This is a genomic window from Micrococcoides hystricis (assembly GCF_042434215.1).
Lineage (GTDB): Bacteria > Actinomycetota > Actinomycetes > Actinomycetales > Micrococcaceae > Micrococcoides > Micrococcoides hystricis.
The window spans coordinates 73376-98318 of the sequence record NZ_JBHLUB010000003.1; the positions used below are offsets into that span (position 1 = coordinate 73376).

Annotated in this window: 19 protein-coding genes; 7 read left to right on the forward strand and 12 right to left on the reverse strand. The window is 59.6% G+C overall.

Annotated elements, in window-relative coordinates:
• Positions 1–11: 11 nt before the first annotated feature.
• Positions 12–995: an NAD(+) diphosphatase gene (nudC, locus tag ACFFFR_RS03015; RefSeq protein ID WP_377458048.1), complete on the reverse strand. Its 984-nt coding sequence runs from the start codon at positions 993–995 to the stop codon at positions 12–14.
• 76 nt (positions 996–1071) lie between these two features.
• Here nudC and ACFFFR_RS03020 point away from each other — a divergent pair, with 76 nt between their 5' ends.
• Positions 1072–2469, forward strand: a complete 1398-nt coding sequence (locus ACFFFR_RS03020) for a phosphotransferase (protein WP_377458049.1) — start codon at positions 1072–1074, stop codon at positions 2467–2469.
• Here ACFFFR_RS03020 and ACFFFR_RS03025 read toward each other — a convergent pair.
• Positions 2466–5897, reverse strand: a complete 3432-nt coding sequence (locus ACFFFR_RS03025) for an ATP-dependent helicase (protein WP_377458050.1) — start codon at positions 5895–5897, stop codon at positions 2466–2468. The two genes, ACFFFR_RS03020 and ACFFFR_RS03025, sit on opposite strands and share 4 nt — an antisense overlap.
• Positions 5897–9238, reverse strand: coding sequence for a UvrD-helicase domain-containing protein (locus ACFFFR_RS03030; protein WP_377458051.1), 3342 nt, complete (start codon positions 9236–9238; stop codon positions 5897–5899). Before ACFFFR_RS03030 ends, ACFFFR_RS03025 begins: the two co-directional genes overlap by 1 nt.
• Positions 9239–9337: 99 nt before the next feature.
• Here ACFFFR_RS03030 and ACFFFR_RS03035 point away from each other — a divergent pair, with 99 nt between their 5' ends.
• Entirely contained in the window at positions 9338–10033 is a 696-nt protein-coding gene (locus ACFFFR_RS03035) for a 3'-5' exonuclease (RefSeq protein ID WP_377458118.1), read from the forward strand.
• A 105-nt stretch (positions 10034–10138) separates the two neighbouring features.
• Here ACFFFR_RS03035 and hemL read toward each other — a convergent pair whose 3' ends face one another.
• The 8 genes from hemL to hemE all read right to left on the reverse strand — a co-directional run bounded on the left by hemL (position 10139) and on the right by hemE (position 18838).
• Entirely contained in the window at positions 10139–11446 is a 1308-nt protein-coding gene (gene hemL, locus ACFFFR_RS03040; protein ID WP_377458052.1) for a glutamate-1-semialdehyde 2,1-aminomutase, read from the reverse strand.
• Between the two features lie 12 nt (positions 11447–11458).
• Positions 11459–12439 carry a porphobilinogen synthase gene (gene hemB, locus ACFFFR_RS03045; protein WP_377458053.1) on the reverse strand — a complete coding sequence of 327 codons (981 nt, stop codon included), beginning with the start codon at positions 12437–12439 and terminating at the stop codon, positions 11459–11461.
• A gap of 23 nt (positions 12440–12462) precedes the next feature.
• A complete protein-coding gene (locus ACFFFR_RS03050) occupies positions 12463–13266 on the reverse strand; it encodes a uroporphyrinogen-III synthase (protein ID WP_377458054.1) in 804 nt (267 codons plus the stop codon).
• A 7-nt stretch (positions 13267–13273) separates the two neighbouring features.
• A complete protein-coding gene (hemC, locus tag ACFFFR_RS03055; RefSeq protein ID WP_377458055.1) occupies positions 13274–14266 on the reverse strand; it encodes a hydroxymethylbilane synthase in 993 nt (330 codons plus the stop codon).
• A gap of 9 nt (positions 14267–14275) precedes the next feature.
• Positions 14276–15472, reverse strand: a complete 1197-nt coding sequence (locus ACFFFR_RS03060; protein ID WP_377458119.1) for a ferrochelatase — start codon at positions 15470–15472, stop codon at positions 14276–14278.
• Between the two features lie 95 nt (positions 15473–15567).
• Positions 15568–16227 carry a hydrogen peroxide-dependent heme synthase gene (hemQ, locus tag ACFFFR_RS03065; RefSeq protein ID WP_377458056.1) on the reverse strand — a complete coding sequence of 220 codons (660 nt, stop codon included), beginning with the start codon at positions 16225–16227 and terminating at the stop codon, positions 15568–15570.
• 89 nt (positions 16228–16316) lie between these two features.
• The gene (gene hemG, locus ACFFFR_RS03070) at positions 16317–17747 is read right to left on the reverse strand and encodes a protoporphyrinogen oxidase (protein WP_377458057.1); all 1431 of its coding nucleotides are present in this window, start codon (positions 17745–17747) and stop codon (positions 16317–16319) included.
• On the reverse strand, positions 17744–18838 hold the full coding sequence (hemE, locus tag ACFFFR_RS03075) for a uroporphyrinogen decarboxylase (protein WP_377458058.1): 1095 nt from the start codon (positions 18836–18838) through the stop codon (positions 17744–17746). Before hemE ends, hemG begins: the two co-directional genes overlap by 4 nt.
• 47 nt (positions 18839–18885) lie before the next feature.
• Here hemE and ACFFFR_RS03080 point away from each other — a divergent pair, with 47 nt between their 5' ends.
• From ACFFFR_RS03080 to ACFFFR_RS03100, 5 genes are all read left to right on the forward strand, one after another.
• Positions 18886–20289 carry a glutamyl-tRNA reductase gene (locus ACFFFR_RS03080; protein ID WP_377458059.1) on the forward strand — a complete coding sequence of 468 codons (1404 nt, stop codon included), beginning with the start codon at positions 18886–18888 and terminating at the stop codon, positions 20287–20289.
• A 66-nt stretch (positions 20290–20355) separates the two neighbouring features.
• Positions 20356–20991: a TetR/AcrR family transcriptional regulator gene (locus ACFFFR_RS03085; RefSeq protein WP_377458060.1), complete on the forward strand. Its 636-nt coding sequence runs from the start codon at positions 20356–20358 to the stop codon at positions 20989–20991.
• Between the two features lie 60 nt (positions 20992–21051).
• Entirely contained in the window at positions 21052–21273 is a 222-nt protein-coding gene (locus tag ACFFFR_RS03090; RefSeq protein WP_377458061.1) for a DUF3107 domain-containing protein, read from the forward strand.
• A 301-nt stretch (positions 21274–21574) separates the two neighbouring features.
• On the forward strand, positions 21575–23185 hold the full coding sequence (locus tag ACFFFR_RS03095; protein ID WP_377458062.1) for a DEAD/DEAH box helicase: 1611 nt from the start codon (positions 21575–21577) through the stop codon (positions 23183–23185).
• A gap of 7 nt (positions 23186–23192) precedes the next feature.
• Positions 23193–24053, forward strand: coding sequence for a DNA-methyltransferase (locus tag ACFFFR_RS03100; RefSeq protein WP_377458063.1), 861 nt, complete (start codon positions 23193–23195; stop codon positions 24051–24053).
• Here ACFFFR_RS03100 and ACFFFR_RS03105 read toward each other — a convergent pair.
• Entirely contained in the window at positions 24050–24904 is an 855-nt protein-coding gene (locus ACFFFR_RS03105; protein ID WP_377458064.1) for a PHP domain-containing protein, read from the reverse strand. The genes ACFFFR_RS03100 and ACFFFR_RS03105 overlap by 4 nt on opposite strands.
• Positions 24905–24943 lie beyond the last annotated feature (39 nt).

A 24943-nucleotide genomic window follows, 5' to 3' on the forward strand; every position in this document is an offset into this window, starting at 1 on the left:
TGTCCTTAGTGTTAGTTTTCTAGCGTTGTCGCTTCTGGCAGTGGGCCACCATACCAGTGTTCGATGAGCTTGCGCGCGATCGAGGATTGACCGGGGACCTGGATTCGTCCGGTGCTGACTTCTTCAGCCAAGGCTGCCTTGCTGAACCACCGTACCGCCAGTATTTCTTGGCCGTCGGCCTCTGCTTGTTCCGGGTTCAGTGCTCGGGCAGTGAAACCTAGCATCAATGAGCGTGGAAACGGCCACGGCTGCGAGCCTAGATACTGCGGGTCTGCAACATCTAGGTTAGCTTCTTCTTTGATTTCGCGAACAACAGCCCCTTCGAGAGACTCGCCTGGTTCGACGAATCCGGCCAGTGTGGAGAACCGAGTTCCACCCCATCGTGCAGCGGCGCCGAGAAGGATGCGGTCCGTGTCATCAACAATCGCACAAATCACGGCCGGATCAGTGCGGGGAAAGATTTGGCGGCCTTCACGGTCACAGGTTCTCACCCAGCCGGATGCCACGACGGTCGTTGAAGAACCACAACGCGGGCAGAAAGCACTGTTTTCTAACCACTGATGGATGGCTAGGGCCTCCACGAAGAATCCTGCGGAGTCGTCATCCAATGCCGCCGCGATGTCACGCAGACCCAGCCAGGGCAGTTGTTGGAGTGAGTCGGGCAGGTGTGGGCTTTCCGGCTCCATGGGAATCAGCACAACGTCCGCGCCGCCTGCTTTACCTAGGTACACCAGCTGGTAGTCGCAGTTGTTCTGGTTGTATTGGAAAACGATCTGGGCGGGGACGGGAACGAGTGCTAGCTCCCCGCCATCAACCGGTGCTCGGTGTTCGACCATGATCAAGGCTCGAGTGCGTTCGTCGGCCAACACGCGGTTGAGGAAGTCAAGTTCCTCTCGAGCCATGCAGTTCCGGTCAGCGGTGCCGCGTGATAGCGGCAGGATTCCCAGAGGCGTTTGCCCGAAAACATCATCAAGTTTTGGTTGTTCAGCACTCATGATTCAACGGTACCTTTTCTTTCGTCTGCTGTGTGCCTCAGCCATCCGGGCCTCAACCTGTCATAGGCTAAAAGATGTGAAAATCTCTCCGATGGAACTAGCTGCACTTGCCAGCGCTGCGGTCCCCGGGCTCCGGCCAACCGCTGTAGCGGCGTTGGCTGATGACGGGCGTGACTTTGCTGCGGCCCTTGTTCAAGATGAACAGGGCAACCGTTGGCGTGTCCGTTCTCCACTCCATGCTGAAGCTGCCATGCGGCTTGAGACGGAGTTGCAGGTTCTGAGCGGTTTTTCCAATGCGGTGCGTGCTTCCCTGCCGTTCCATTTGCCGTCGGCCGCTGGCGCTGTACGGATCAATGAGCTGCGCACTTTCGTTTACAACCATGTCTCCGGCCAGGTATTGGATTTGGCTGCGCTTGTTGATTCGGGCGCGGGAACAGCCGTTGACATTGGGCGTTCTATCGCCGCGATTCACAATTTGGATGAGTCGGTGGTTGATCTGGTGAACTTGCCTAGCTATTCGGCAGAACAGTTCCGGCAACGCCGGCTCAATGAGTTGGATCAGGCTGCCGCCACCGGCAAGATACCGGTATCTTTGCTGCGGCGCTGGGAACATGCCATGGAAGACACCGGTATGTGGTCGTTTGAGCCCGTTGTTGTGCACGGCGATTTGCATGAAGACCATCTGCTGTTTGAACGTGGCAAAGTCTCTGCTGTCATGGGATGGACGGACTTGCATGTTGGAGACCCGGCGGATGATTTCGCGTGGCTTGCGACCGTCGCGGATGAAGATTTCAAAGACCAAGTGTTGACGGCCTATGAGAAAGAACGTCACGGTGCGGCTGACGATCATCTGTCGCTGCGTGCAGCTTTGAGTGCTGAGTTCGCTCTGGCCCAATGGCTGTTGAAGGGCTTGGCCACCAACGACACCGAGATGGTGGAGCAGGGTCAGGGCATGCTCGAACAGTTGGCCGAGGATATCGAACGGTACGGTGGCCAAGAAGTTTCGGTCACCCCGATGGAAAACGAGTCCAAGACTGCCGAGCAGGTTGACGACGGTAACGAGGCGGAGGAGTCTTCTGCCGAGGCTGCCCAGGATTCCTCTGCGGAATCAACGGTTGAAACTCAGGACGCCCCGGAGACACCGGTCAACGCAACTACTGATGTTATTGATCGTGAATCGGTAGCCAAGTTGGAAGCTGAGCTTGCTGCGGAAGATCAGGACGGTGAGCCTGCCATCATTACAGACAGCGATGTTGAGCAGGATCCAGCCGTTGATTCGGTCGAGGATCCGGAGCCTGCGGCAAGCGAGTCTCAATCGGATGTGGACGCAGGCAGCAAGGACGCTGAAACGGCAACGGATGCGATTGATATCGCCGAATTGCAGCGTCAGCAGCAAAGCCGCCTGGAGCAGGCCCGCGAAGCTTCCGGCGGTCAATCCTCCGCCGATGGTGCCGACGAGCGCCCTGACGCTTAGCTGCTGGTTGTGCTCGCACTGGCCTGTTGAGCCGCCGCCACGATGCCCTCCAGCGTTGCTTCGTCGACAAGATCTGTGACTTCGACGATTTCATTACTTGCCACATAGAAAAAGGTTGCTCGGATCTTATCTAGTGGCACGTCGTATAGTCGCGACCAAGCAAGCCGGTAGAGCGCCAGCTGGATCGAATTGTCTGTCAGTTCTTGACCGTGCGGTTTGCGCCCGGTCTTCCAGTCGACGAGCTCGACGCCACCATCATCGGTAGTGAAGACGGCGTCAATTCGTCCAGGCACGGCGATTCCAGATACGGGAGTTTGCAGGGCGACTTCAATAGCCACGGGTTGCCGGTCGGCGAACCGTGAACCAAGGAAGTTCTTTTTCATCTGCTCTAGGTCGAGCCGTTTGTCGTGTTCGGCGTCGGCGAAGTTTCGTACCTCCTCGAGATCAAGCAGGTGAGAGTGTTCGTAGTGTTCTTCCACCCACGTGTGGAAGGCTGTCCCTCGACGGGCATGGCTAGAGGGCTTTTCGGGCATTGGTCTGCGCCACTGTTCCAGAACGGTCTCCGGATTCTTGGCGAGCTGCACAAACGTGGATGGGTTGATTGTTTCCGGCAGCTCGATGCGTTGATGCGCCGTCTTATTGATCTGCAGGCGGTCCAGCATGAACCCGATGCGCTCACCCAATTCGTTCTCAGGAAGTGCCTGGAGCGTGGACTGCTCGACGGTTCGGGCTGCTTGGCCCAGTGCATCCTTGATGGGTGTCGGCGTGGGTGTCCACCCTGTGCGCAAGGTTGCTTCAAGCTCTTCGGCTGAGATCGTCACCGGTGGGGCCGGTTCAAAGGAATCCTGTGGCCACCAACCGACGTTGATGAGATTCCCGCGCGGGTTTTCATCGATTTCGTTGATGCTCTCCACGTCCGTCACAAGCCGAAGATTGAGACTATCTGCACTCGAGCTGTCTGCCAGTTCAAGGCATTCGGTGAGGAAGGCACTGGCTTCTCGTGGCCTGGTTGTCGTGCCTTTGAATCGGTGACCGGTGAGCAGTAAGTAGGACTTGGCTCGGGTCAGTGCCACGTACGCGAGACGACGCTCTTCCACCCCAAGGTGGTGTTTGACTTGTTCTTTGAAGTAGTTGATGTTTTCCCGTTCCCAGGCGCTCCAGGACAGGTCTGGGTCTGGGGTGGCTGTAAACTCCGGCAAGTTAGCTTTGTCGCCACGCAGTGGCCACGGCAGCATCCCTAGAGTGCTGACCCATTGCTCATTTCGCTCCGGTTCTGCGCTTAGGCCACCCTTGTTCAAGCCGATCACGGCCACGAGGTCCCACTCTAAGCCTTTGGCTGCGTGGGCCGTCAGGATCTGCACGGCGCCGGGTTTGGTTTCGACCGCAGCCTTGTCTAGACCTTTCTCGTTTTCGATCGCAGCATCCAGCATGTCTAAGAAGGCAACAATGTCGGAACTTCCTGCGGAGGCTTGGTGTTCGCGGGCTACCGCGAGGAAGGCTTCCACGTTGGCCCGGGCTGTGGCAGTGGATCGGCGGGGGTTTGCCAGCAGTTCCACGTCAAGTCCGAGTTGCTGTTCGATGAATCGGATCAATCCGGCTAGGTCGTGTTTGGGGTAGCTGTGGAATCGCTGCATCAGCCCAGCGAAATTTTGCATGCGGGTGCGGGCCGCTGCCGAGATGTTTGGTTGCGGGTAGGGCCGATCCTCCCCCGTTGGTGCCGGTAATGTTCGGAGTTTTTCGAGTGCTTCGGCTAATGAAACGGAGTGGTCATCGTCGGTGTCGAAACGTAGTTCTGTCTCTTCGCTCTCCGGTGCGGCGTCGTTGCCATCGCGCATCCGTTGGGTGGCTGCCGCCCACTTGGCAAAAGCAACCATGTCCGCCGCACCAAGCTTGTACTTAGCTCCGGTGAGAATGCGCAGTGCTCCGTGGTTGTTCATGGGATCGGCCAACAACGCCAAGATGGCGCGGAGGTCTTGGATTTCCGGGGTGAGGAGCAGCCCGGTCAGGGCCAGTTCTTCGTAGTCCAGGCCCGCGTCGGTTAAGGCTTTGATGAGCACTGGGACTTGGGCATGGGTACGGGTCAGGATCGCCATGGTTGGCTGTTTCCGTTCCGCTTCCGGCAATCGCTGCTGTTCGGCGAGAAACAGCTCGCGTTGGTTGAGGAAGGCTGCCGCTACAGCTTCAGCCTCTTCTTCATCGGAAAGGTAGTAGCCCAGTTCAACGAGGCCTTTGTCCGCGGTGGGTGCCGGTCGGAGCTTGGTGAGCTCGATGCCGGCTGGCGGTGCGGGAAAGCCGTCGATGATTTTGTTCGCGGTTGCCAAGACCGATTCTGAGTTTCGCCAGGCGATCGTCAGATAGCTGATGGCAGAGTTCGTGTGTTTGTCATCCGTGACGATCGGGAACCGGTGACGGAACGAGGCCAGCTGTCCTGCCGAGGCACCGCGGAATCCGTAAATGGACTGGTTGGGGTCTCCCACCGCGGTGACTGGGTGTCCATTGCCGAACAGTGCGGAGAACAATTCCAGTTGTGCGTGGGAGGTGTCCTGAAACTCGTCGAGCAGGACCACCGCGTATTTTTCCCGTTCGACCGCGCCCACTTGTGGGTAATCTTTGGCCAACCGTGCGGCGAACGCTACCAGATCCCCGTAATCCAGGAGCTGGTTTTCCCGCTTGTATTGCGTGAATTTAATGGCCAGCTGTGCCACCAGTTTCTGATTTTCAATGCTGGCAATGATTGTGTTCATGCCAGCCGTCGGAGTTTTTCCTTGGGCTTGATAGCCGGTGACCATGGGCATGAAGACTGTGTCGAGAAGTCGCTGTGGTTCTGCTGCGACACCCGTGGTATCAACTAAGTGTTCTGCGGACTCCGAGCAGAGTCGTGACGCAGCAGAGACAAGGGTGGAGGCCGCGTTCGTAAACTCAGAGAACTCTTCACGGTGCTCATCAAGAATTTCACGGATGATCATGGATGCGCGGGCATCGTTGATGAGCTCAGCTTCTGGTTCAACGCCCAGACGCAGCCCATGTTCGCGCACGAGCGACTGCGCGTAGGAGTGGTAGGTGGAGACCATGGGTTCACCGAATGGTTCGGCGGCGTCCGGTTCTTCCAACAGACCGGCACTCACCAGGGCACGAAGTTTGGCGTTGACTCGCTCGGCCAGTTCGCCGGCAGCCTTCCGGGTGAAAGTCACGCCCAAGATTTGTTCTGGTCGGCAAATACCGTTGGCTACAAGCCAAGCGACCCGATCCGCCATGGTTGCTGTCTTGCCCGACCCAGCACCGGCAACAACCAAACGCGGATCAAGGTTCGCCTCGATCACCGCGGCTTGTTCCTCCGTTGGCCGGAAGGTTCCCAAGGCATCAGCAATGTCAGCTGAGGTGATGCGGGGGTTCTGTTCCATGAGGGTGTGCTCTCGTTTCGGTGCCATCACTCAGTCACCTGAGTTCCGGAAGGGTTTTCTGGGGTGATGTCTTTGGTTCCTCCGAAGGTTTCGGCTGAGGAAATGGCCGCGAAGTAGCTTTGTTGGAGTAGCGCCGAACACAGTTCTAACAGCGGAACTGGGTCAATGTCGGCCTCCGCCAGCGGCGGCTGATCCCGCGTGAACGAGGGAATCTTGACATTGTTTTCGGCCCCAAGCTGGACCAACGAGGCCTGCTCAATCTGAGGTAGCTGATCAACTGCTATGTCTGTGAGTTCTTCCAGTTCGACCGCACCTGCGTTATAAGCAAGCTGGTAGAGGGCCAGCTGGATGTGTGCTGCTACGTCCTTTTTCGAAGGAACACGACTACCGGTCTTGAAATCGATGATCCGAATCTTGCCGGCTTCGGTTTTCTCTATCCGGTCAATCACACCGGAGAGGAAGACGGTGTTGCTTTCAGTTTGGTGCTCGTGCAGGAAACGCGCCTCCACCGCAAGCACTTCGGTTTTGTGGATCAACACATGCCGGTAGTAGTTGGCCAGCGCCGCAATCATCCCCGTGATGCGTTTACCCATTTGCTGCCCGAAATAGCCGTGCAGGTTCAGATTGGTGAGCAGTTTTGTGGCAGCTGATTCAAGTTCCTCTAAGCTGCCGGAGGGGTGTGTTTCTGCCAAGTAGTGAATCATGGTTCCGACGTGCCGGTACAGATCGGATTCTCCCGGGGCGCTATCATCGCCCATTTGATCAAAGAGCCAGCTGACCGGATTGGCGACCAGCGATTCAACTTTGGAAGGTGAGAGTCGCATATCCTCACCGGCCTGGAATAGCGGCTGGGTACTGCTGCGTTCGGCCACACCCCACCAGTGTTCGGGCCGGGCAGCTTCTAGTTCCGCATGAGTTTGGCGGGCCAAGAAGCCGAGTATCCCGGCGACTTCGTCTGCGATAGCAGGATCGGCACTATTAGGACCTGTGACGAGGGTGCGCAGGTTCCGACGCAATTCCCCGACAATTTGTTGTGGTGTCGGGGGCACCGGTACGTCCGTTAGTGGAGTATGTTCCGCTGTGAATTCGGTGCCTTCGTTGGGAATGTATTGCAGGAATGTGGAGGGCTGCTGGTCGTTGTCGGCGATAGCGATCGCCACGAGTTTGTTTCGTGCCCGGGAGATGGCTGTTGCGAAACTGCGCAGTTCGTCGTTGCGAATACTCTGTCGACGCGCCAGCTGAGCTTCTTGCCCGATGTGGGGCTGGTTTTCGAGAACTTCGACGAGCTCGGTTGACCCAAGGAGGGTGCCGCGGGGCTGCTCGTTGGGCCAGCGTCCCTGTTGTAGACCGGCGACAATGACGTGGGAAAAGTGCAGTCCCGCAGCCGCGGCCGGTGTCAGGATCGCGATTGCGTCAGAGTTCTGTCCTGCACGAGACAGCGAGTCCGTGGGCAGATCGAGTGCTTGGATGTGCTGGACGAACTGGGTTGCGGTGGCCGCCAAGTTTTGATCTTGGAATCGTTTGGCGACTTGGAAGAGCGTGACAACGGCATCTAAATCATGGTTCGCGTGCAATCCTTCCGCCCCGGGATGGGCACTGCGTTCTTTCCACTGCTCTGCCACCCCGGTCGCCGACCACAATTCCCACAATGTGTCTTCGGCGAACTGTGCTGGGTCCTGCAGGCTCCGTATGGTCCGGGCAAGAACCGTGATGAGCTTACGTAGCGGAGCGAATGACGACCACTGCTGGTAGGGCTCACGCAAATGTGCGGGCAAATCTGGTGACTGTAGCGGGTCCAGTTCTCGCCGCAACGCCATCGTCGCCAGTGTTGCCAGTCTCTCGCGCGCTGTACCGGTCCAACGCAAGGCCTCCATTGCCGGAGCATCGATAAGTTCGTCTCCAGTCTCCTCTGTTCCGGCAGTGACTGGCCTGCGGATGACTTGCTTGCGCAGTGCGCGTAGCTGGAGATTTGTCATCCCGATGTAAGTCCCACGCAGTGCAGCCTCTAGTGTGCGCACTGAAAGTTCAGGTTCGTCTTCTGCCGCCAGTTCGATCGAGATCTGCAGCAGGTTCAGCAGTGCTGCAACGGCCGGTTCTTCTGCCAAGACCATGTCTGAAACCGTGGTGCGTACCGGCACTCCCTCCGTCCGCAAGAATTTGGCGAAAGAACTGACTTGGGCGCCGTTACGAACGATGATCGCTTGCTGGGAGAGCGGGACCGGTGCGATACCTTGGTTCGCATCTCCTTTGAGCCAGTTCAGCACATAGGAAAGGACAAGGAGATCTTGTTCGGCCACCGATCCGGTTAGGGCCACCTCGGTCTCGGTACGAGCGTGTTGATCATTGTCTGGTGCGCCTTCGAGCCGAGCCAGCACAGCATCCCCGGTGGCGCCGATACTGGTTGTCACACGCTGATAAGCCCGGGCCAGATCACCGTGCAGCGTGTGAGAGTGATTCACATGGATTTTTTGATCCCAAGAGATGGTGCCGGCTGAAGCATTCAACAGCTCGGGCCGGGCACCACGGAACCCCTGAACCACGGTATCGGCGCACCCCACTGCGACAAGAGGTTTACCGGCACCGAGGACGTTCAATAGTTGGTGCATCGCAGGGTTGGCTTCTTGAAGGTCATCGATCAACACCAATTTGAGCCGCTCACGTTCCTTGCGAAAGAACTCTCCGAAACCGCTGCTGTTGGGAAGATCAGCGCCCGCTTCTTCTGCCCCGGCGCGCATGATGGTGACGGCAGTCGAAATCAAGCTGGCAGGATCGAAGCGGCCGGCTTCATTCAACTGCATGACCTGGGTGTAGTCGGTGAAGAGTTGGCCCAGCAGCGGCCATACTTCTGGTGTGGCGTCTGTGCGCTGACAGAGTTCTTCAAGTCCTTGCTGATCGAGACCGTATTCTTGCATCCGGTCAAAGAACTCGCGGACTTCTTTCCGGAACCCGGCGGTGCTGGGGGCAAACCCCAGGTCCGCTGGCCAATCAAGCTGGGCCCCAGCGATGAGATCCTTCAGGATGGCGTCTTGGTCCGCGCCGGTGAGTAAGGCCGGGTCCACGTTCTCGTAGTGGGTCAGGCCGGCTTCAAAGGCCCGCGCGATGAGGTGAAAGGCGTAGGAAGACCAAGTCCGGACAGGAACGGTGGAAATGGTAGCGCCGGAGACTGCGTTAATGCCGCTTTTGAGCCGGTCTGCGGCCACCCGAGTCGGCGCCAGCACAAGCAATGCTTCGGGGTCATGGCCAGCTTTCAGGTAGCGGGCCGCTTCATCAATGATGAAACGGGTCTTTCCGCACCCGGCTGGACCTTGGATCAGTGTTGGTCCGTTGAGTTCCTCAGGATCGCTCTTCCACAGTGGCTTCTGCAGCATTCACTCCGCCTTCCTTCGCTTGTTATTCCATCACATCGGTGGGACATCTTTAGTAGGCTGAGTCTCGTGAGCGATTTAGGACAACAAGAGCTTTTTGAGATGCCTGGCCAAGACAAGTGGCACGAAAACCTGCGGGCTGGTTTTGATTTAGAGACGACCTCGCCGGAACCAACCGAGGCCCGGATCGTGACCGCTTCGCTAATCGTGGTCGATGGTGCCGGCAATGTCGCCAACCACCAAGAATGGCTGGTCAACCCGGGGGTCCCTATTCCCCCTGCGGCCGCTAACATCCATGGGGTTACCGACGAGCGGGCCCAACGCGATGGGCTGCCAGCCGTGCTGGCCGTATCGCAGATTGCAATGCAGCTGAATCAGTTATTTGAAGCAGATATCCCAGTCGTCGCGTTCAATGCTTGCTACGACTTCACCGTGATGGCTGCAGAGGCGCAACGTCATCATGTTGTGTTCGGCGATCCACGCCCGGTGATTGATCCCTATGTGATGGACAAGCAGGTTGATCGGTACCGCCGCGGCAAACGTACGCTGGCCGATGTTGCCGCGTTCTACCAGGTGCCCTTGCAGAATGCGCATACCTCTGCCGCCGACGCCATGGCTGCAGTTGGGGTGGCCGATCAAATCGCTCGGAAGTATCCGGCCGTGCAAATCCCGGCTACCGAGCTGCATGACGCACAAGTTCAATGGAAGAAGGAACAAGCAGCTGGTCTGCAAGAGTTCCTGATGCGTAAGAACCCCAACGCGTTCGTCGATCCGCGTTGGCCCGTCGCTTTGGACTAGGTTTTTCACGGCACGCGCTTAAACAGCTTGTTAGAGAACGCGATGGGCGGGCATCCAACTTGGATGTCCGCCCACCGTTTCTGAGTGCAATTTTGCGTCTGTGGACTACTCCGCCTTGGCAGCTGCTGCGGCTTGGGCCGCTGCCGGGAGCGCAGCGTAGATGCGGTCCATGGCTGCATCGTCGTGGCTGCTAGAGACGAACCAGGCTTCAAACACGCTCGGCGGTAGGTAGACACCTTGTTCGAGCATCGAGTGGAAGAACGCGTTGTAGCGGAACACTTCTTGGTTCTGTGCATCAGCGTAGTTGCGCACGCCGTTCTCTGCCGTGCCGAAAGCAACCGAGAATAGGGAGCCGACAGACTGGATGGAGTGATTGACGCCTGCCGCGTTGAGCGCTTGAGCAATCTGCTCCTGCAGCTGTGCGGAACGGCTATTGATGTGCTCGTACACCTCGGCGGTGGCGTTCGCCAGCGTCGCAGCACCGGCTGCCATTGCGACTGGGTTTCCGGAGAGCGTACCTGCTTGGTACACCGGGCCCAGTGGGGCCAGGAAGTCCATCACTTCAGCGCGTCCGGCCAGTGCAGCCGCAGGCATGCCGCCGCCGATGACCTTACCGAAGGTGAAGATGTCCGGAGCCCAGTTTTCGTCTTGAACCAGCCCGAAATAGCCGGCTTCAGAAAGCCGGAAGCCGGTAAGCACTTCATCCAGAATCATCAAGGCACCATGCTCGGTGGTGAGTCTGCGGATGGTGGCGTTGAAGCCTTCAGCAGGCTCAACCACGCCCATGTTGCACGGGGCCGATTCGGTGATGACTGCGGCGATCTTATCGCCGTGGGTGTTGAATGCTTCTTCTAGGGCGGCTGCATCGTTGTAGGGCAAGACGAGCGTTTCCGAAGCTTGTGCTTCGGTGACTCCGGCGGAGCCAGGCAGTGCGAGGGTGGCTACCCCCGATCCGGCTGCGGCCAGCAGTCCGTCCGAGTGGCCGTGGTAGCAGCCGGCGAACTTCACGATCAGGTTGCGTCCGGTGTAACCGCGAGCCAAACGGATCGCTGTCATGGTGGCCTCGGTGCCGGTGGAGACCATCCGGACCTTCTCAACGGTTGGTACCCGGGAGGTGATGTAGCCTGCGAGTTCGGATTCTTTCGGCGTGGAAGTTCCGAAGCTCAGCCCGGCATCGACGGCCTCATGCACGGCTTTGATGACAGCCGGGTGCTGGTGGCCTAGGAGCATGGGCCCCCACGAGCACACTAGGTCGACGTACTCTTTGCCTGCGGCGTCCCACAGCAGCGGCCCATCAGCTTTCACCATGAAGGCTGGAGTTCCGCCAACAGAGCCGAAGGCACGTACCGGAGAGTTCACCCCACCTGGCATCAAGGACTGTGCCCGTGAGAATAGTTCGGTATTGGTAGTCACGTGAAAAACTCCTTAACGGTTTGCCAGCCAGCGGCCGACTTCGACTGCCCAGTAGGTCAGGACCTGATCGGCGCCAGCACGGCGGATGGACAGAATTGACTCTTCGATGGCTGCTTCCCGGTTGATCCAGCCGTTGGCGGCGGCAGCTTCAATCATGGCGTACTCTCCGGAGATTTGGTACGCGGAGACCGGGACCGGGGACATTGCCGCCACATCAGCCAGAATGTCGAGGTAACTCATGGCCGGTTTGACCATGACCATGTCTGCGCCCTCCTCTAGGTCAAGTTCGACTTCCAGCAGGGCTTCACGTCGGTTTGCCGCATCCATTTGGTAGGTTCGGCGGTCACCCTTGAGTTGGGAGTCGACGGCTTCGCGGAAAGGGCCGTAGAACGCGGACGCGTATTTGGCGGCGTAGGCCAATACGGCAACGTTGTGGTGGCCTGCGGTGTCGAGCGCAGCACGGATGACACCAACTTGACCGTCCATCATGCCGGAGGGGCCCAGAACGTCCGCGCCGGCTTCGGCCTGCGCGATGGCCATGGCGGCGTAAATGTCGTTGGTTTCGTCGTTGTCGACTTCACCAGCGGCGTTGAGCACACCGCAGTGGCCGTGGTCGGTGAATTCGTCCAAGCACAGATCGCTCATGACGATCAGCTCGTCACCCACTTCAGCTTTGACGTCCCGAATGGCTTTGTTCAGTACACCGTCCGGGTCGGCTCCGGCACTGCCGCGGGCATCGTGTTCTTCCGGGACACCGAACAACATGATGGCGCCCAAGCCCAGTTCGACGGCTTCAGCCGCTGCTGCTTTGAGGGAGTCGGTGCTGTGTTGGACGACGCCCGGCATGGAGGTGATCTGGATTGGTTCCTGTGCACCTTCTTTGATGAAGGCCGGCAGGATCAGGTTGCGGGCTTCCAGTGAGGTTTCGGCGACGAGGCGGCGCATGGCCGGGGTACGCCGCAGTCGGCGCGGTCTGTGCTGCGGAAATGCCATCGGGGTCAGTCTCCTTGGTCGATTCAATATGAAGGTAAGTATTCAAGTAGCCAGCGGTACACGCTGCGGGCATCTGGCTTGGGCAGTACCGCCGTGATCGGCAGTCCGGTTGCGGTCATGGCTTGGGCGGTTGGCTGTCCAATCGCCAGCAGTGGCGGCAAGACCAGCGAGGGGAAGTCCTCAGCCAACCCTGCGTAGGCCCGGGCGTTAGAGGGGCTGGTTAACACCACGGCGGTCACGGCGCCGACTTCTCCTGCCAGTGACTCAGCGTCGTGAACGGTACCGCCTCTCGCAGCTGGCAGCAGGCGACGGTCTTGTGACAGCCGCGAATCAGCCGGCACCGTCTGGTAGGCGGTCACGCGGTTGACGGTGTAGCCCTTGGCCTGTAACCCGGTTTGCACGGTGTCAGCTGCAATCTCTGAGACCGGCAGCAAGACCGCGTTGCGTCCTGTTGGTTCTGCGCTGTCGAACTCGGCCACGAGTCCTTCACCAGATTGGTTGTGTTCAGCCACGAAGTCTGCTCGCAGGTCCGTTACCTGCTCGAAGATCGCGGCTGTTCCGCCACCGACCATCCCCCAGCGGACGTCTGCTTCAAAGTCGAAGAAATCCATCTTGGCTAGGGCACGCACCGCATTCGGGCTGGTGAGCACGACCCAGTCGTAGACCCCTTCGGCCAATTCGGTTCTGGCTTGCTGCAAGCCGCCCGTGTCGGCCGGCAACACAAAGTCCAGCAGGGGCAGCAGTTCTACGTCAACGTTGAGTTCAGCCAGTTCTTTTTCCAGAAGTCCGGCTTGCCCAGGTTGGCGGGTGAGAACGATGCGGTGCATGAGGGGTCTAGCCGAAGTGGTTTTCCCGGGTAATCAGGTGTGCTGCGCTGTGCCGCAGTTCTTCAGCCACGCTGGCGCCGAGCGCGTCAGCGCTGGCTTCTGCGTCGGTTTCATTGTGGTCAACGGTGATCTGGCCGCTGGCGGTGACGTGTTCTGAGCCGTCAACGTTGGCGACAATGACATCGAGTTTCAACTCACCGCTGTCTTCGTTGTACGTTGCATAGCCACCGATCGGTGCGGCACAACCTGCGGCGAGGGTGCGCAACACGGATCGTTCGGCAACAACCGCCAATCGAGTTGGCAGGTGATCGTAACCGGCCAGCATGCTTGCCAGCTCTTCTTCGACTGCCCCATCTGCTGTGGCACGAGCTTCGATTGCTAGCGCGCCCTGTCCCGGTGCGGGCAACATCACGGATGGGTCGAGGTACTCGGTGACGAACTCTTCCCGGCCCAGCCGGATCAGGCCGGAGGCGGCCAACACGACCGCGTCTAGATCGCCCTGTTTGCCCTCAATGACCTCTCGACCCTCGCGGCGCACTCGCCCGAGCCGGGTGTCGACGTTGCCGCGGATCCCCACGATGTTCAGGTCCGGCCGTGCCAGTTTCAACTGGGCCGCGCGACGGGGTGAACCGGTACCGATCACAGCACCTTCAGGCAGTGTGGCCAGCGTGTGTCCGTCGGCAGCGCAGAGTGCGTCCCGGACGTCTTCACGCACCGAGTATGCCCCGATCACCAACCCAGGGTAGCCGGCTGCGGGTAGATCTTTGAGCGAGTGAACCGCTACATCACAGGTATTGTCCAACAGAGCCTGTCGTAGGGCTGCGACGAAGACGCCAGTACCGCCGATTTTGGTCAGCGGTGCCATGTTCACGTCCCCTTCGGTCTTGATGAGGACGATCTCGTGGTCGCGGCCACCCAGTTCGCTCAACGCGCGGGCGGCCATTCCGGTCTGCGTGGTCGCCAGAGCGGATCCGCGGGTACCTACCCGGAAGCTAGCCATGAAGTACGGTTACTCCTTCACCAAGGTGGAACGGACTTTGGAATCGACGGCACCAATGGTGGGCCGCTGGGTACCGTCGCGCATGATCTTCACGCAGCACTCCGGCCGGCAGACATCGAACCATGGGCCGAGCAGGGTTTCGGCCTTCTGTTCGCTCTGGTGCTGTACGTCGTGGCGTTCGCACACGAGGTCCACGAGGCCCTTGACGAACTGCGGGTCGGTACCCGGGGTCGGTGTGCGCGCGAACGCAAGGTTTTGTTCCTCGGCGGTTTCTTTCGCTTCGGTGTCCAGATCCCAGATGACTTCCATGTGGTCGGACACAAAGCCCAGCGGAACCACCACAACGCCCTTCGTGCCGGTTTTGGCAAGATCTTCGATGGCGTCGTTGATGTCTGGTTCCAACCACGGGATGTGTGGGGCGCCGGAGCGGGACTGGTAGACCAGTGACCAAGCTGGTTTGTTCTCCAGCCCGAGTTCTGCCACGTCCAAACGCTTGAAAATCTCTTCGGCAACGGCCAAGTGCTGGGCCGAGTAGACGTCATTGGCGTTGACGTCATCGCCCAAGGATTGCTTCAGCTCGGCAGCCAAGTCGCGTGGACCGGCGGCCTCAGCATCAGTCATGGGAATCGAGTGGGTGGCGAACAGAACCTCGATGGCGCCATTCGGATCGATGTCTTTGGCCTTCAGCTGCGCCACGACGTCCTTGATGCCCTCGACAACCCCGTCGTAGAAGGGCTCCACGAAGCCAGGGTGGTCAAAGTATTGGCGGATCTTGTCAACTTCCAGCTTGCCTTCCAGCCCGGTGGACTGCAGGGCCATACCTAGGTCTTCACGGTATTGGCGGCAGGAAGAGTAGCAAGAGTAGGCGCTGGTGGTCAGCACGAGCAGGCGACGGTGCCCTGCGTCGTAGATTTCTTGCAGGATCTCAGGGATGTACGGGTCCCAGTTCCGGTTGCCCCAGTACACGGGCATGTCGATGCCCCGTTCGGCCAGCTCGGCCTCCAACGCGGCTTTGAGCGCACGGTTCTGGGCGTTGATGGGGCTGACACCACCGTTTTCCCGGTAGTGCGTGGCGACTTCTTCCAGTCGTTCATCAGGGATACCCCGGCCACGGGTGACATTGCGCAGGAACGGCAGAACGTCCTCTTGACCTTCCGGGCCTCCGAACGAGGCCAGCAGCAACGCATCGTAGTGCTTCGGCTGCATGCGGCCGGCTTCGTTGTAGCCGGTTTCAGGGTCAAAACTCACTTGTTGTACCTTTCGTAAATGATCCTTGGCCGGGGTGCTCGCCCACGGTGTTCTTAGCCGATGACTTCGGCGACTTCTTCAGCGGTGATCCGGCGCCCGGTGTAGAACGGAACTTCTTCCTTCACGTACAGGCGGGTTTCGCTGTTGCGGAGGTGACGCATCATGTCCACGAGGTGGATGAGTTCAGGGGATTCCAGAGCCAGCATCCATTCCCAGTCTCCCAGCGCGAAGGCGGAGGTGGTGTTTGCCAGTACCATGGGGAACTCTTGGCCGAGTGCTCCGTGTTCGCGCAGCATCTGACCGCGCTCCTGTGGCTCCATCAGGTACCACTCGTGGGTGCGGACGAATGGGTAGACCACCAGCCAGTTCTCTGGTTCCTTGCCGCGCGCAAATGCCGGCACGTGGTCCTTGGCGAATTCTGCAGGGCGGTGCACACCCATAGCGGAGAACACGACGGTGGTGTCGGAAAGCATATTGGTCCGGCGCAGGGTGCGAACAGCGGCCTGCAGTTTTTCAGGCGAAGTGCTGTACATCCACGTCATGATGTCGGCGTCTGCGCGCATAGCGGAGACATCGTAGATACCGCGAACGGTGACATCGTCGAGATTGTCGAGAGTTTCTTTGAAGTCCGCAACGTCTGCGGTGCGATCAGCGTTGATCCCATTGCGTGCGAACACGGTGTAGAGGGCGTAGTAGTCTTTGACCTCGGTCATTAGCGGGTTTTCACAACCTTTACTTTTGGGCACTGCCCGGCGCGGGCAGCGCGGGTTTTTGTTGCTCCCAAATCTTTACCTTATCGCGGTTAGCTGAGCGTCTTCTGCACGTCCGCGACGACAGCGACCAACCCGGTCCCAGCCAGCCATGCGCCGACGGCATCGACCCGCGGCAACTCAGCCAGCTTTTTCCGGAATGCGGAAACTCTTTCCCGGTGTCCGATAGTAGCGAACGGAAGGGCTCCAAGCCAACGCACCACTCCGGAATCGACAATGTCCGCCGGCTGCAGTTCAATGCCGGTGATCGCGGCCGCGTCGTTGAGGGCGGCGGCAATGAGCTTCTCGTCTTCTGAGCCATAGCCGAGGCGGCCTGGTTCATCGGAGATACGTCCGTAACTCAGGCGCAGCAGGTGACGGTCGGGATTCTGGGCTGCGAGCGCGTCGCGGATCCATGCCCACTTGGCCGACGCATGGGTCAAGGCTTTAGCGTCGATGTCTTTGACGAGGGGGGAAACAAGCACGCCGGTCCCCCGGGGCGCTGCCGCAAGTTCCGGATGGTCCACGACGAGTGAAACCAAGGCCACGCCGGTGCCTGGCTCAGGCCGGTACTTCTCGAATTCCGCATCGGTTGCGGCTAGGAGATCCACGGCGGTCGGTCCGTCCGTGGCAACAACGACGCGCTCGGCGGTGAGTTGGCCGCCAGTGGTGCTGAGTCGGTGCGGTTGCCCCAGTTCCAGCGCGGTCACGGCAACATCGGTGTGCACAACCACGTCCTGCTCCGCCAGCTTTGCCAACAACGCCGTGGTCAGGGTGTTCATGCCACCGGCGAGTCCGCCAACCGCGGAGCCCGGCTTCCCGGACACCGTTTGTCCTGCGGCCAGCCGTTGGGCATAGACCGCTGCACAGAGCGAGCCTTCGGCTACGACCCGCTCCAGCAGACCGGGCGCGACCGTCTCCAGATCGAGGGTTTGTGGATCAGCGGCGTGGACACCAGAGACGACCGGTGTGACCAACAGGTCAAGAACTTCTTGACCCATCCGGTCAACCACCAGTTCGGCCACGGATGCTTGTGGCCCGCCCGGTTGGGCGAGGCGCTCACGCCAGTGATCGATCGGTTTCTCAAGGTCTTCTCGGGCCCGCTGCAGACCTTCGGCCGAGAGCGCCTGGATGGTTTCTTCGGCTTCGAGGTCACCGGGAATGCCCAAGATTCCGGTGCGTGGCATCGGCTGGGCGCCTTCCGGCAACACCAGCCACGCACCTGCCGGGTTCGGCTCGATCCGCTTGTCCGCGATACCGAGTTCGGTCAGCAACTCTGGGATGACGGCGGATCGGGTGGCATATGATTCGGCGCCGGCATCTGCGGTGAGCCCGGCTATGCTTTGACCGCTGACGCAGCCACCGCAGTGATTGGTTGCTTCCAATACGGCAACTCGGGCGGTGCCGTTCTTGCGCAGCTGCCATGCGGCGGTAAGACCGGAGATCCCACCGCCGATGACAATCGCGTCAAAATGTTTGCTCATCGGCCCGGCTGCGCGTGGATGTATTCCACGATGCGGGTGAGCACGTCCGGGTCAGTCGTCGGAGGCACGCCGTGACCAAGGTTCAGCACGTGACCTGGGGCGTTCTTGCCGGCGGCGATCACTGCGTCGATGTCAGCCTTCAAGGGCTCCCACCCTGCCGTCAGCAGCGCCGGGTCGATGTTGCCTTGCAGTGGGGTGTCGGCGCCGACCCGCTGCGCTGCAACGTCCAGCGGCAGCCGGTAGTCAACGCCAATGACATCTGCGCCGGCCTCCTTCATCGCGGTCAACAGCTCGCCGGTGCCGGTACCGAAGTGCACCTTCTGCACACCCAGATCATCTAGATCGGCGAAAACCTTGGCCGAGTGTGGCTGCGCGAACTCTTGGTAGTCCTTCAGGGAGAGGGAACCGGCCCACGAGTCGAACAACTGGATTGATGAGGCGCCGGCCTCAACTTGAGCGCGGATGAATTGAGCGGTGACGCGTCCGGCCCAATCGGCTAGCGCGTGCCATGTCTCGGGATCAGCATGCATCATGGAGCGTGGACCCAAGTGGTCACGGGTCGGCTTACCTTCGACCATGTAAGCGGCCACGGTAAAGGGTGCACCACCGAAGCCAATCAGCGGGGTGGAACCGAGCTCGGCCACCGTCAGCGCTACTGCTTCACGGATCGGGTCCAGTGCTGCATCGTCGAGTTCGGGCAGCGCTGCAACTTTTTCTGGGGTGTCGATGGCTTCGCCAAGGACCGGCCCAACGTTCGGCACGATTTGGACGTCGACACCGGCGCACTTGACCGGGATGACAATGTCGGAGAAGAAGATCGCGGCATCAACCTTGTGCCGACGGACCGGCTGCAGCGTGATCTCTGAAGCCATCTCCGGGCGCAAGCACGATTCGAGCATTTCGGTGCCTTCACGCAACTTGCGATATTCAGGCAAAGAACGGCCGGCTTGCCGCATGAACCACACCGGAAGGGTCTCGCTGCGTTCACCACGGTACGCCTTGATCAGCGTGGCATCGTGGGTCAGACCAGAATTCAGTGGGTGGTCGGCGGAGAGAGCCGGATATAGAAGAGTCGAAGAATCGCTAACCATGTCTTCGATTCTGCCCTACTTCGTTTCAGATGTAGAATTGAAGCGCTGTGGTTTTCTTTTCACTTATCGCATCGCATACGAAGCTTGATTTAGAAACGGTCGCCCAACTCAGTACCGGGGCTGACCGTGTCTTGTCCTGCCTGCCGGAGGACAACGTCGTCCGTGGTGGTGTCGTCTTAGCCACCTGCAACCGCTACGAGCTCTACATTGAAGCTCAGGGCTCGGGCCCGGACGCAGTGCAGACAGCGGCAACGCAGGTCTATCAGGCGATTTCCGTCTCCTGCGGCATCGCGTACGAGATCATCGTCTCGGCTTTCACTCTGAAGATTTCCGATGAAGCGGTCCGGCACCTGTTTGAAGTCGGCGCCGGTCTCAACTCCGCCGTTGTGGGGGAACGTGAAATCGCCGGCCAGGTTCGCCGCGCCCTCTCCGAAGCCCAAGAAAAGCACACCGCGACCGGGCACCTGAACCGGTTGTTTGAGTCCGTCACCCGCACCGCCAAAGAAGTCGGCGCAAAAACAGAACTTGGCGCTCAGGGACGTTCGGTGGTTTCCGTAGCACTGGATCTGACCGAAGACTTGGCCACCACTGAGCGATTCTGGCCAGAAGCCAAGATTGTGCTCATTGGCACTGGCGCGTACGCAGGTACCGCCATGGCGCAGCTTCGTTCCCGCGGCGCTCAGCACATTTCCGTTCATTCCTCCTCCGGGCGCGCCGCAGACTTCGTAGCCGATCGTGGTGGGTTCGCACTGGATGATGCCACGCTGCCGGATGCTGTTGCTGAAGCTGACGTGCTCATTGGCTGCTCCGGCGGGGAGCGTCGCTTGAGCTTGGAGCAGCTGCAGCAGGTCCGGGGCACCCAAAAGCACCCTCTGGCCATCCTCGACTTGGCCCTCTCCCATGACTTTGATCCCGCTGTTGCCCAGCTTCCTGGGGTTGAACTGATCACCCTTGAATCGGTCAAGAACGCTGCGCCACAATCCGCTGATGCGGCCCTCATGCAGGCCCAGGCCATTGTGGAGCGTGCCATTGGGGAATTCCTGACCGAACTTCGGGAGCGTACCGCCACGGATGCCATCGTTGCGCTGCGGGAACATACGCATGAAGTGCTGGAAAATGAGATGGCGAAGGTTCGTTCCCGACACGGGTGCACCGCCGCAGCTCAAGAGGTCGAGTTCGCACTACGTCACCTCGTGCGGGAGCTTCTCCACGTTCCGACCATTCGGGCCAAGGAGCTAGCCGCCTCTGGTCGAGCAGCCGAATACGTGGCCGCTCTGGAGTCGCTGTACAACATCGATCAAAACGAGATCGAATCCCGTGCTGAGCGTCGCAAAGCACTAGCGGCAGCTAAGAAACGTAAGGCGCTGGAGAACAAACGCCGGCGGCAACGCCTCGCGGAAGGCAAGAGCTGCCCAACGAGCACAGATTTGCGGGATTCCGCAACCGGTTAAACGGTAAATGGAGGACTACCCCGAGTAACATAGCTACCACGAGTTATGTTTCTTGGAGGTAACGCAATGAAGCCGAGCCCTCGTGGTCGTCCATTCAAGTCCGGTACACCCCGGCTGCCCCGTGCTGAGCGTCGGGAATCCCTGCTCAAAGCCGCCACTGAAAGCTTTGTGGAGCGCGGCTACGACGGTACATCCATGGACAGCATCGCCGAGCGTGGCGGAGTTTCAAAACCTGTGTTGTACCAGCACTTCGACTCGAAGCACGATCTCTACATGGAGATCCTGCTCGCCGCCGTGCGCCAACTGCGAGACCGAGTCACTGCCGTCTTAGATAATTCCCAAGCACCCTACGATCGGGTGCGAGCCGTGGTGACCGCGTACTTCACGTTCGTAGATGAGGAATGTGATGCTTCCAAGCTCATTTACACCGCGGCGGTGGCTTCCGATCAGCAAATCTACTCCGTGGTGCAGAACCTGAGGCACTCATTGGCCCGTGAGTTCGCCGACAATATCGCCTCCAGCGCAGAGATCGATAAGCCGACCGCTGAACTTCTGGGTCACGGCCTGGCGGGGATGCTCACCACTGCGAGTGAACATTGGTTCAGTGAATCCAACGGAATCACACGCGAGGACGCGATCCGCTCACTGACTAAGGTCTCCTTTTTCGGCATCAACTCACTGGATGAGGACGCTGCCAGCTAGTACCCGGTGGGGTAAAGTCACAACTGAAGACCCCCGTCTAGTTTGACTGAAGGAGCCCGCATGGAAATCCGCATTGGCATGCAGAACGTCAACCGTGAACTCGTCTTGGAAGTCGAGGACAGCGTCGATGACCTGACGAAGACCGTAGCCAAAGCCATCAAGGGTGGCGAAGAGCTCGTTTTGACCGATAAGAAGGACAAGACCGTGGTCGTTGCCGGTTCTTCCATCGCCTACGTTGAATGTGGTGATCCCGAGTCCCGCCAGGTCGGGTTCGTTCGCTAAGGCACACACCCGCCGCAGTCCTCGACTCAAGCGCACGCGCCGTGAGCTCCACCAAGGAGGTTCACGGCGCGTTTTCGTGTGCGCTGCAAAAGTTAAGCAGCATGAGGTTTCGTGGAAATTGGGGCTGAACCGTTAGACTGGTACAGAAGATTGGATGCCCGGTCGCTAGCTCTGTGATGTTTCTAAACCGATCGGCTTCCACAGAGAGCACCTGCTGTGGCTCCGCCAACAACGCTTGGTCGTTGGCGTTGAGCATCCCACCTTAGCTCGTGGTGCGCGACCGATTGGAATATTCACTTTTATGACAACTGAACAAGAAGCACTCGATCAGACTCCCGAGGAACAGGTCCTCGAACAGCAACCCACCTTCGCTGAACTGGACGTACACCCGGACATCGTTGAAGCACTGCAGGCCAACGGCATCACGCATGCCTTCCCCATCCAGTCCATGACCTTGCCTATTGCGGTCACCGGTCAGGACATTATTGGGCAAGCCAAGACCGGTACCGGTAAAACCCTTGGTTTCGGCATCCCACTGATCCAGCAGTCGTGGGCACGGACCGACGCGGACTATAAGAAACTCACGCACGCCGGTGCCCCGCAGGGTCTGGTGATTGTGCCGACTCGTGAGCTGGCCGTCCAGGTTGCTGACGATCTGCAAAAGGCTGCCACCAAGCGCGGCATCCGGGTCACAACCATCTACGGTGGTCGGGCCTATGAGCCGCAGATTGCCGAACTGACGAACGGCACCGACATTGTGGTCGGCACCCCCGGGCGCCTCATCGACCTGCACCGTCAACGCCATCTGAACTTGGAGAACGTGCGCGGTGTTGTCTTGGATGAAGCCGATGAGATGTTGGACTTGGGCTTCCTGCCGGACGTTGAAACGTTGATGGCCGCTCTCCCACCGGTTCGCCAGACCATGCTGTTCTCGGCGACCATGCCCGGTCCGGTGATGACCTTGGCCCGTCGCTTCATGTCCCGGCCGATGCACATTCGTGCCGCAGACCCAGAAGACGACGGTGCCACCAAGAAAGACATCCGTCAGGTCATTTACCGCGCCCACCAGCTGGACAAAGACGAGGTTGTCGCCCGCATCCTTCAAGCCGAAGACCGCGGCCGGACCATCATCTTCACCAAGACCAAGCGCGCTGCCGCCCAGCTCTCAGATGAGCTGTCCCGACGCGGCTTTGCTGCCGGCGCCATCCACGGTGACTTGGGTCAGGGCGCACGCGAGCAAGCGCTGCGTGCGTTCCGCAACAACAAGATTGATGTCTTGGTCGCCACCGACGTGGCCGCCCGCGGCATCGACGTGGAAGACGTCACCCACGTCATTAATTTCCAGTGCCCCGAAGATGAGAAGACCTACCTGCACCGGATCGGTCGCACAGGGCGTGCCGGTCAAAAAGGCACCGCGGTGACATTCGTGGACTGGGAAGATGTTCCCCGCTGGCAGTTAATCAACCGCGCCCTTGAGCTGGACACGCCGGAGCCGGTTGAGACCTACTCTTCTTCAGACCACCTGTTCACGGACCTGAACATTCCGGCTGGCACCAAGGGCCGTCTGCCCCGTCATCAGCGCACCAAACCAGGTCTGGAAGCTGAAGAACGCGAAGAGCTGGATCGTCGTGACCGCAATGACCGTTCCCGCGGTCGTGGCCGTTCCGGACGCTCCGGAGGCCGTGGTCAACGGGGTGAGCGCGGCGAACGACGTTCTCGCCAGGGAGATGCTGGCGAAGCCAAGCCGCGGCGTAACCGTACCCGCACCAAACGTGTGGTGGATGGCGAAGCAGCTGCGAGTGAACACCCACGCCAGAAGCAAACCTCTGGAGAGCCACGCAAGCGTACCCGTACCCGTAACCGCCGTCGAAGCGGCGGCGCTAAGGACAACACCGGCGGTAGCGAAGCCTAAGAAGACTGTGTTTAGCGCCAATCGCGTTATCCAAGGGGAAAACCTGCCGGTCCTGCAACAGCTACCGGCAGGGTCTTTCACCCTCATTTACGTTGACCCACCGTTCAATACCGGCCGACGGCAACAACGGCACCACACCGCTACCACCCGGGTAGCCGACGGTACCGGAGACCGAATCGGCTTCAAAGGACAGTCTTACACTTCCGTTCGTACCAGACTGGCTAGCTACGACGACCAGTTCATCGACTACTGGGACTTTCTCATGCCCAGACTTCAAGAAGCATGGCGGTTGCTGGCGGAAGACGGCACCCTGTACGTGCATTTGGACTACCGGGAAGTGCACTACGCCAAAGTCATGATGGACATCATCTTTGGTCGTGAGTGCTTCCTCAACGAGATCATTTGGGCCTACGATTATGGCGCCAAATCGAAACGATCCTGGCCGGCCAAACATGACACCATCTTGGTGTACGTGAAGGATCCGAAAAAATACCACTTCGATTCCACTGAAGTGGACCGAGAACCGTACATGGCACCGGGGCTGGTGACGAAGGAGAAGGCCCAGCGGGGCAAACTCCCCACCGATGTCTGGTGGCACACCATCGTCTCCCCCACCGGCAGAGAAAAGACCGGTTACCCCACCCAGAAACCTCTGGGAATCCTCCGTCGCATCATCACCGCGTCGTCTCGCCCCGGCGACTGGGTCCTCGACTTCTTCGCCGGATCCGGAACAACCGGTGCAGCGGCAGCGGAATTGGGCCGCAACTTCGTGCTGATCGATCAGAATGACGAAGCGATCGATGTCATGCGCAAACGGTTACCCGAGTCGACACTGTTCACCGAGCAACTGCCGGCACAAGGGCGCTAGCGCGTCACCGGATAGTGCACATCGAGTAAGCCAAGCTCGTCGATCCGCTCCACGACCTCCAGGCCGACCGAGTTCTCACCCAACTCATTGGGCTTGCCGTAGCCGTGGTAGTCGGAAGAACCGGTCACGATCAGATCGTGGTCCGCGGCCAACTTCAACAGATACTCCCGTCCTGCCGGCGGATTGTCCCGATGATACACTTCCACACCGGCTAAGCCCGCATCAATCATGTCGTGGAAGACTTCCGCCGGCACGACGCGTCCCCGTTTGGAGGCCATCGGATGCGCGAAAACGGGCACCCCACCGGCCTGCCGGATCAGCTCCACGCCGTGGACGGGGTCCGGGGAATAGTGGCTGACATAGTATCGCGAGCGCGGATGAAGCAGCTCCACGAATGCCTCCGACCGGTCGTGAATAATCCCGGCCGCGACCAATGCGTCAGCAATATGGGGCCGCCCAATGGTGGCGCCGGGCGCGCACTGTTCTTCCACATCGGACCACTGGATGGGATAGTCCTCGTTGAGTCGCTCGACCATGCGGATCGCGCGTTCCTGCCGGGAGCGCCGGGACTGTTCGATCTCCGTCAACAAACCCTCGTGATAGGGATCATGCAGGTAGGACAGCACGTGCACGCTGATGCCGTTATCAGTGGTGCACGTCAGTTCCATTCCAGGGATGAACACTAGACCCAGCTGCTTTGCTGCGGTCGAAGCGGCCGCCCACCCATCAGTTGTGTCGTGATCGGTCAGGGCGAAGCCGCCCAACCCGGCCGCGGCTACTTTTTGCGCCAACTGAGTTGGGGTGTCTGTACCGTCGGAGACCACCGTGTGGGTGTGCATATCGAAGCGCATACCCCTTAGTGTAGACCGAAGCTAAAAGTGAGAGACTAA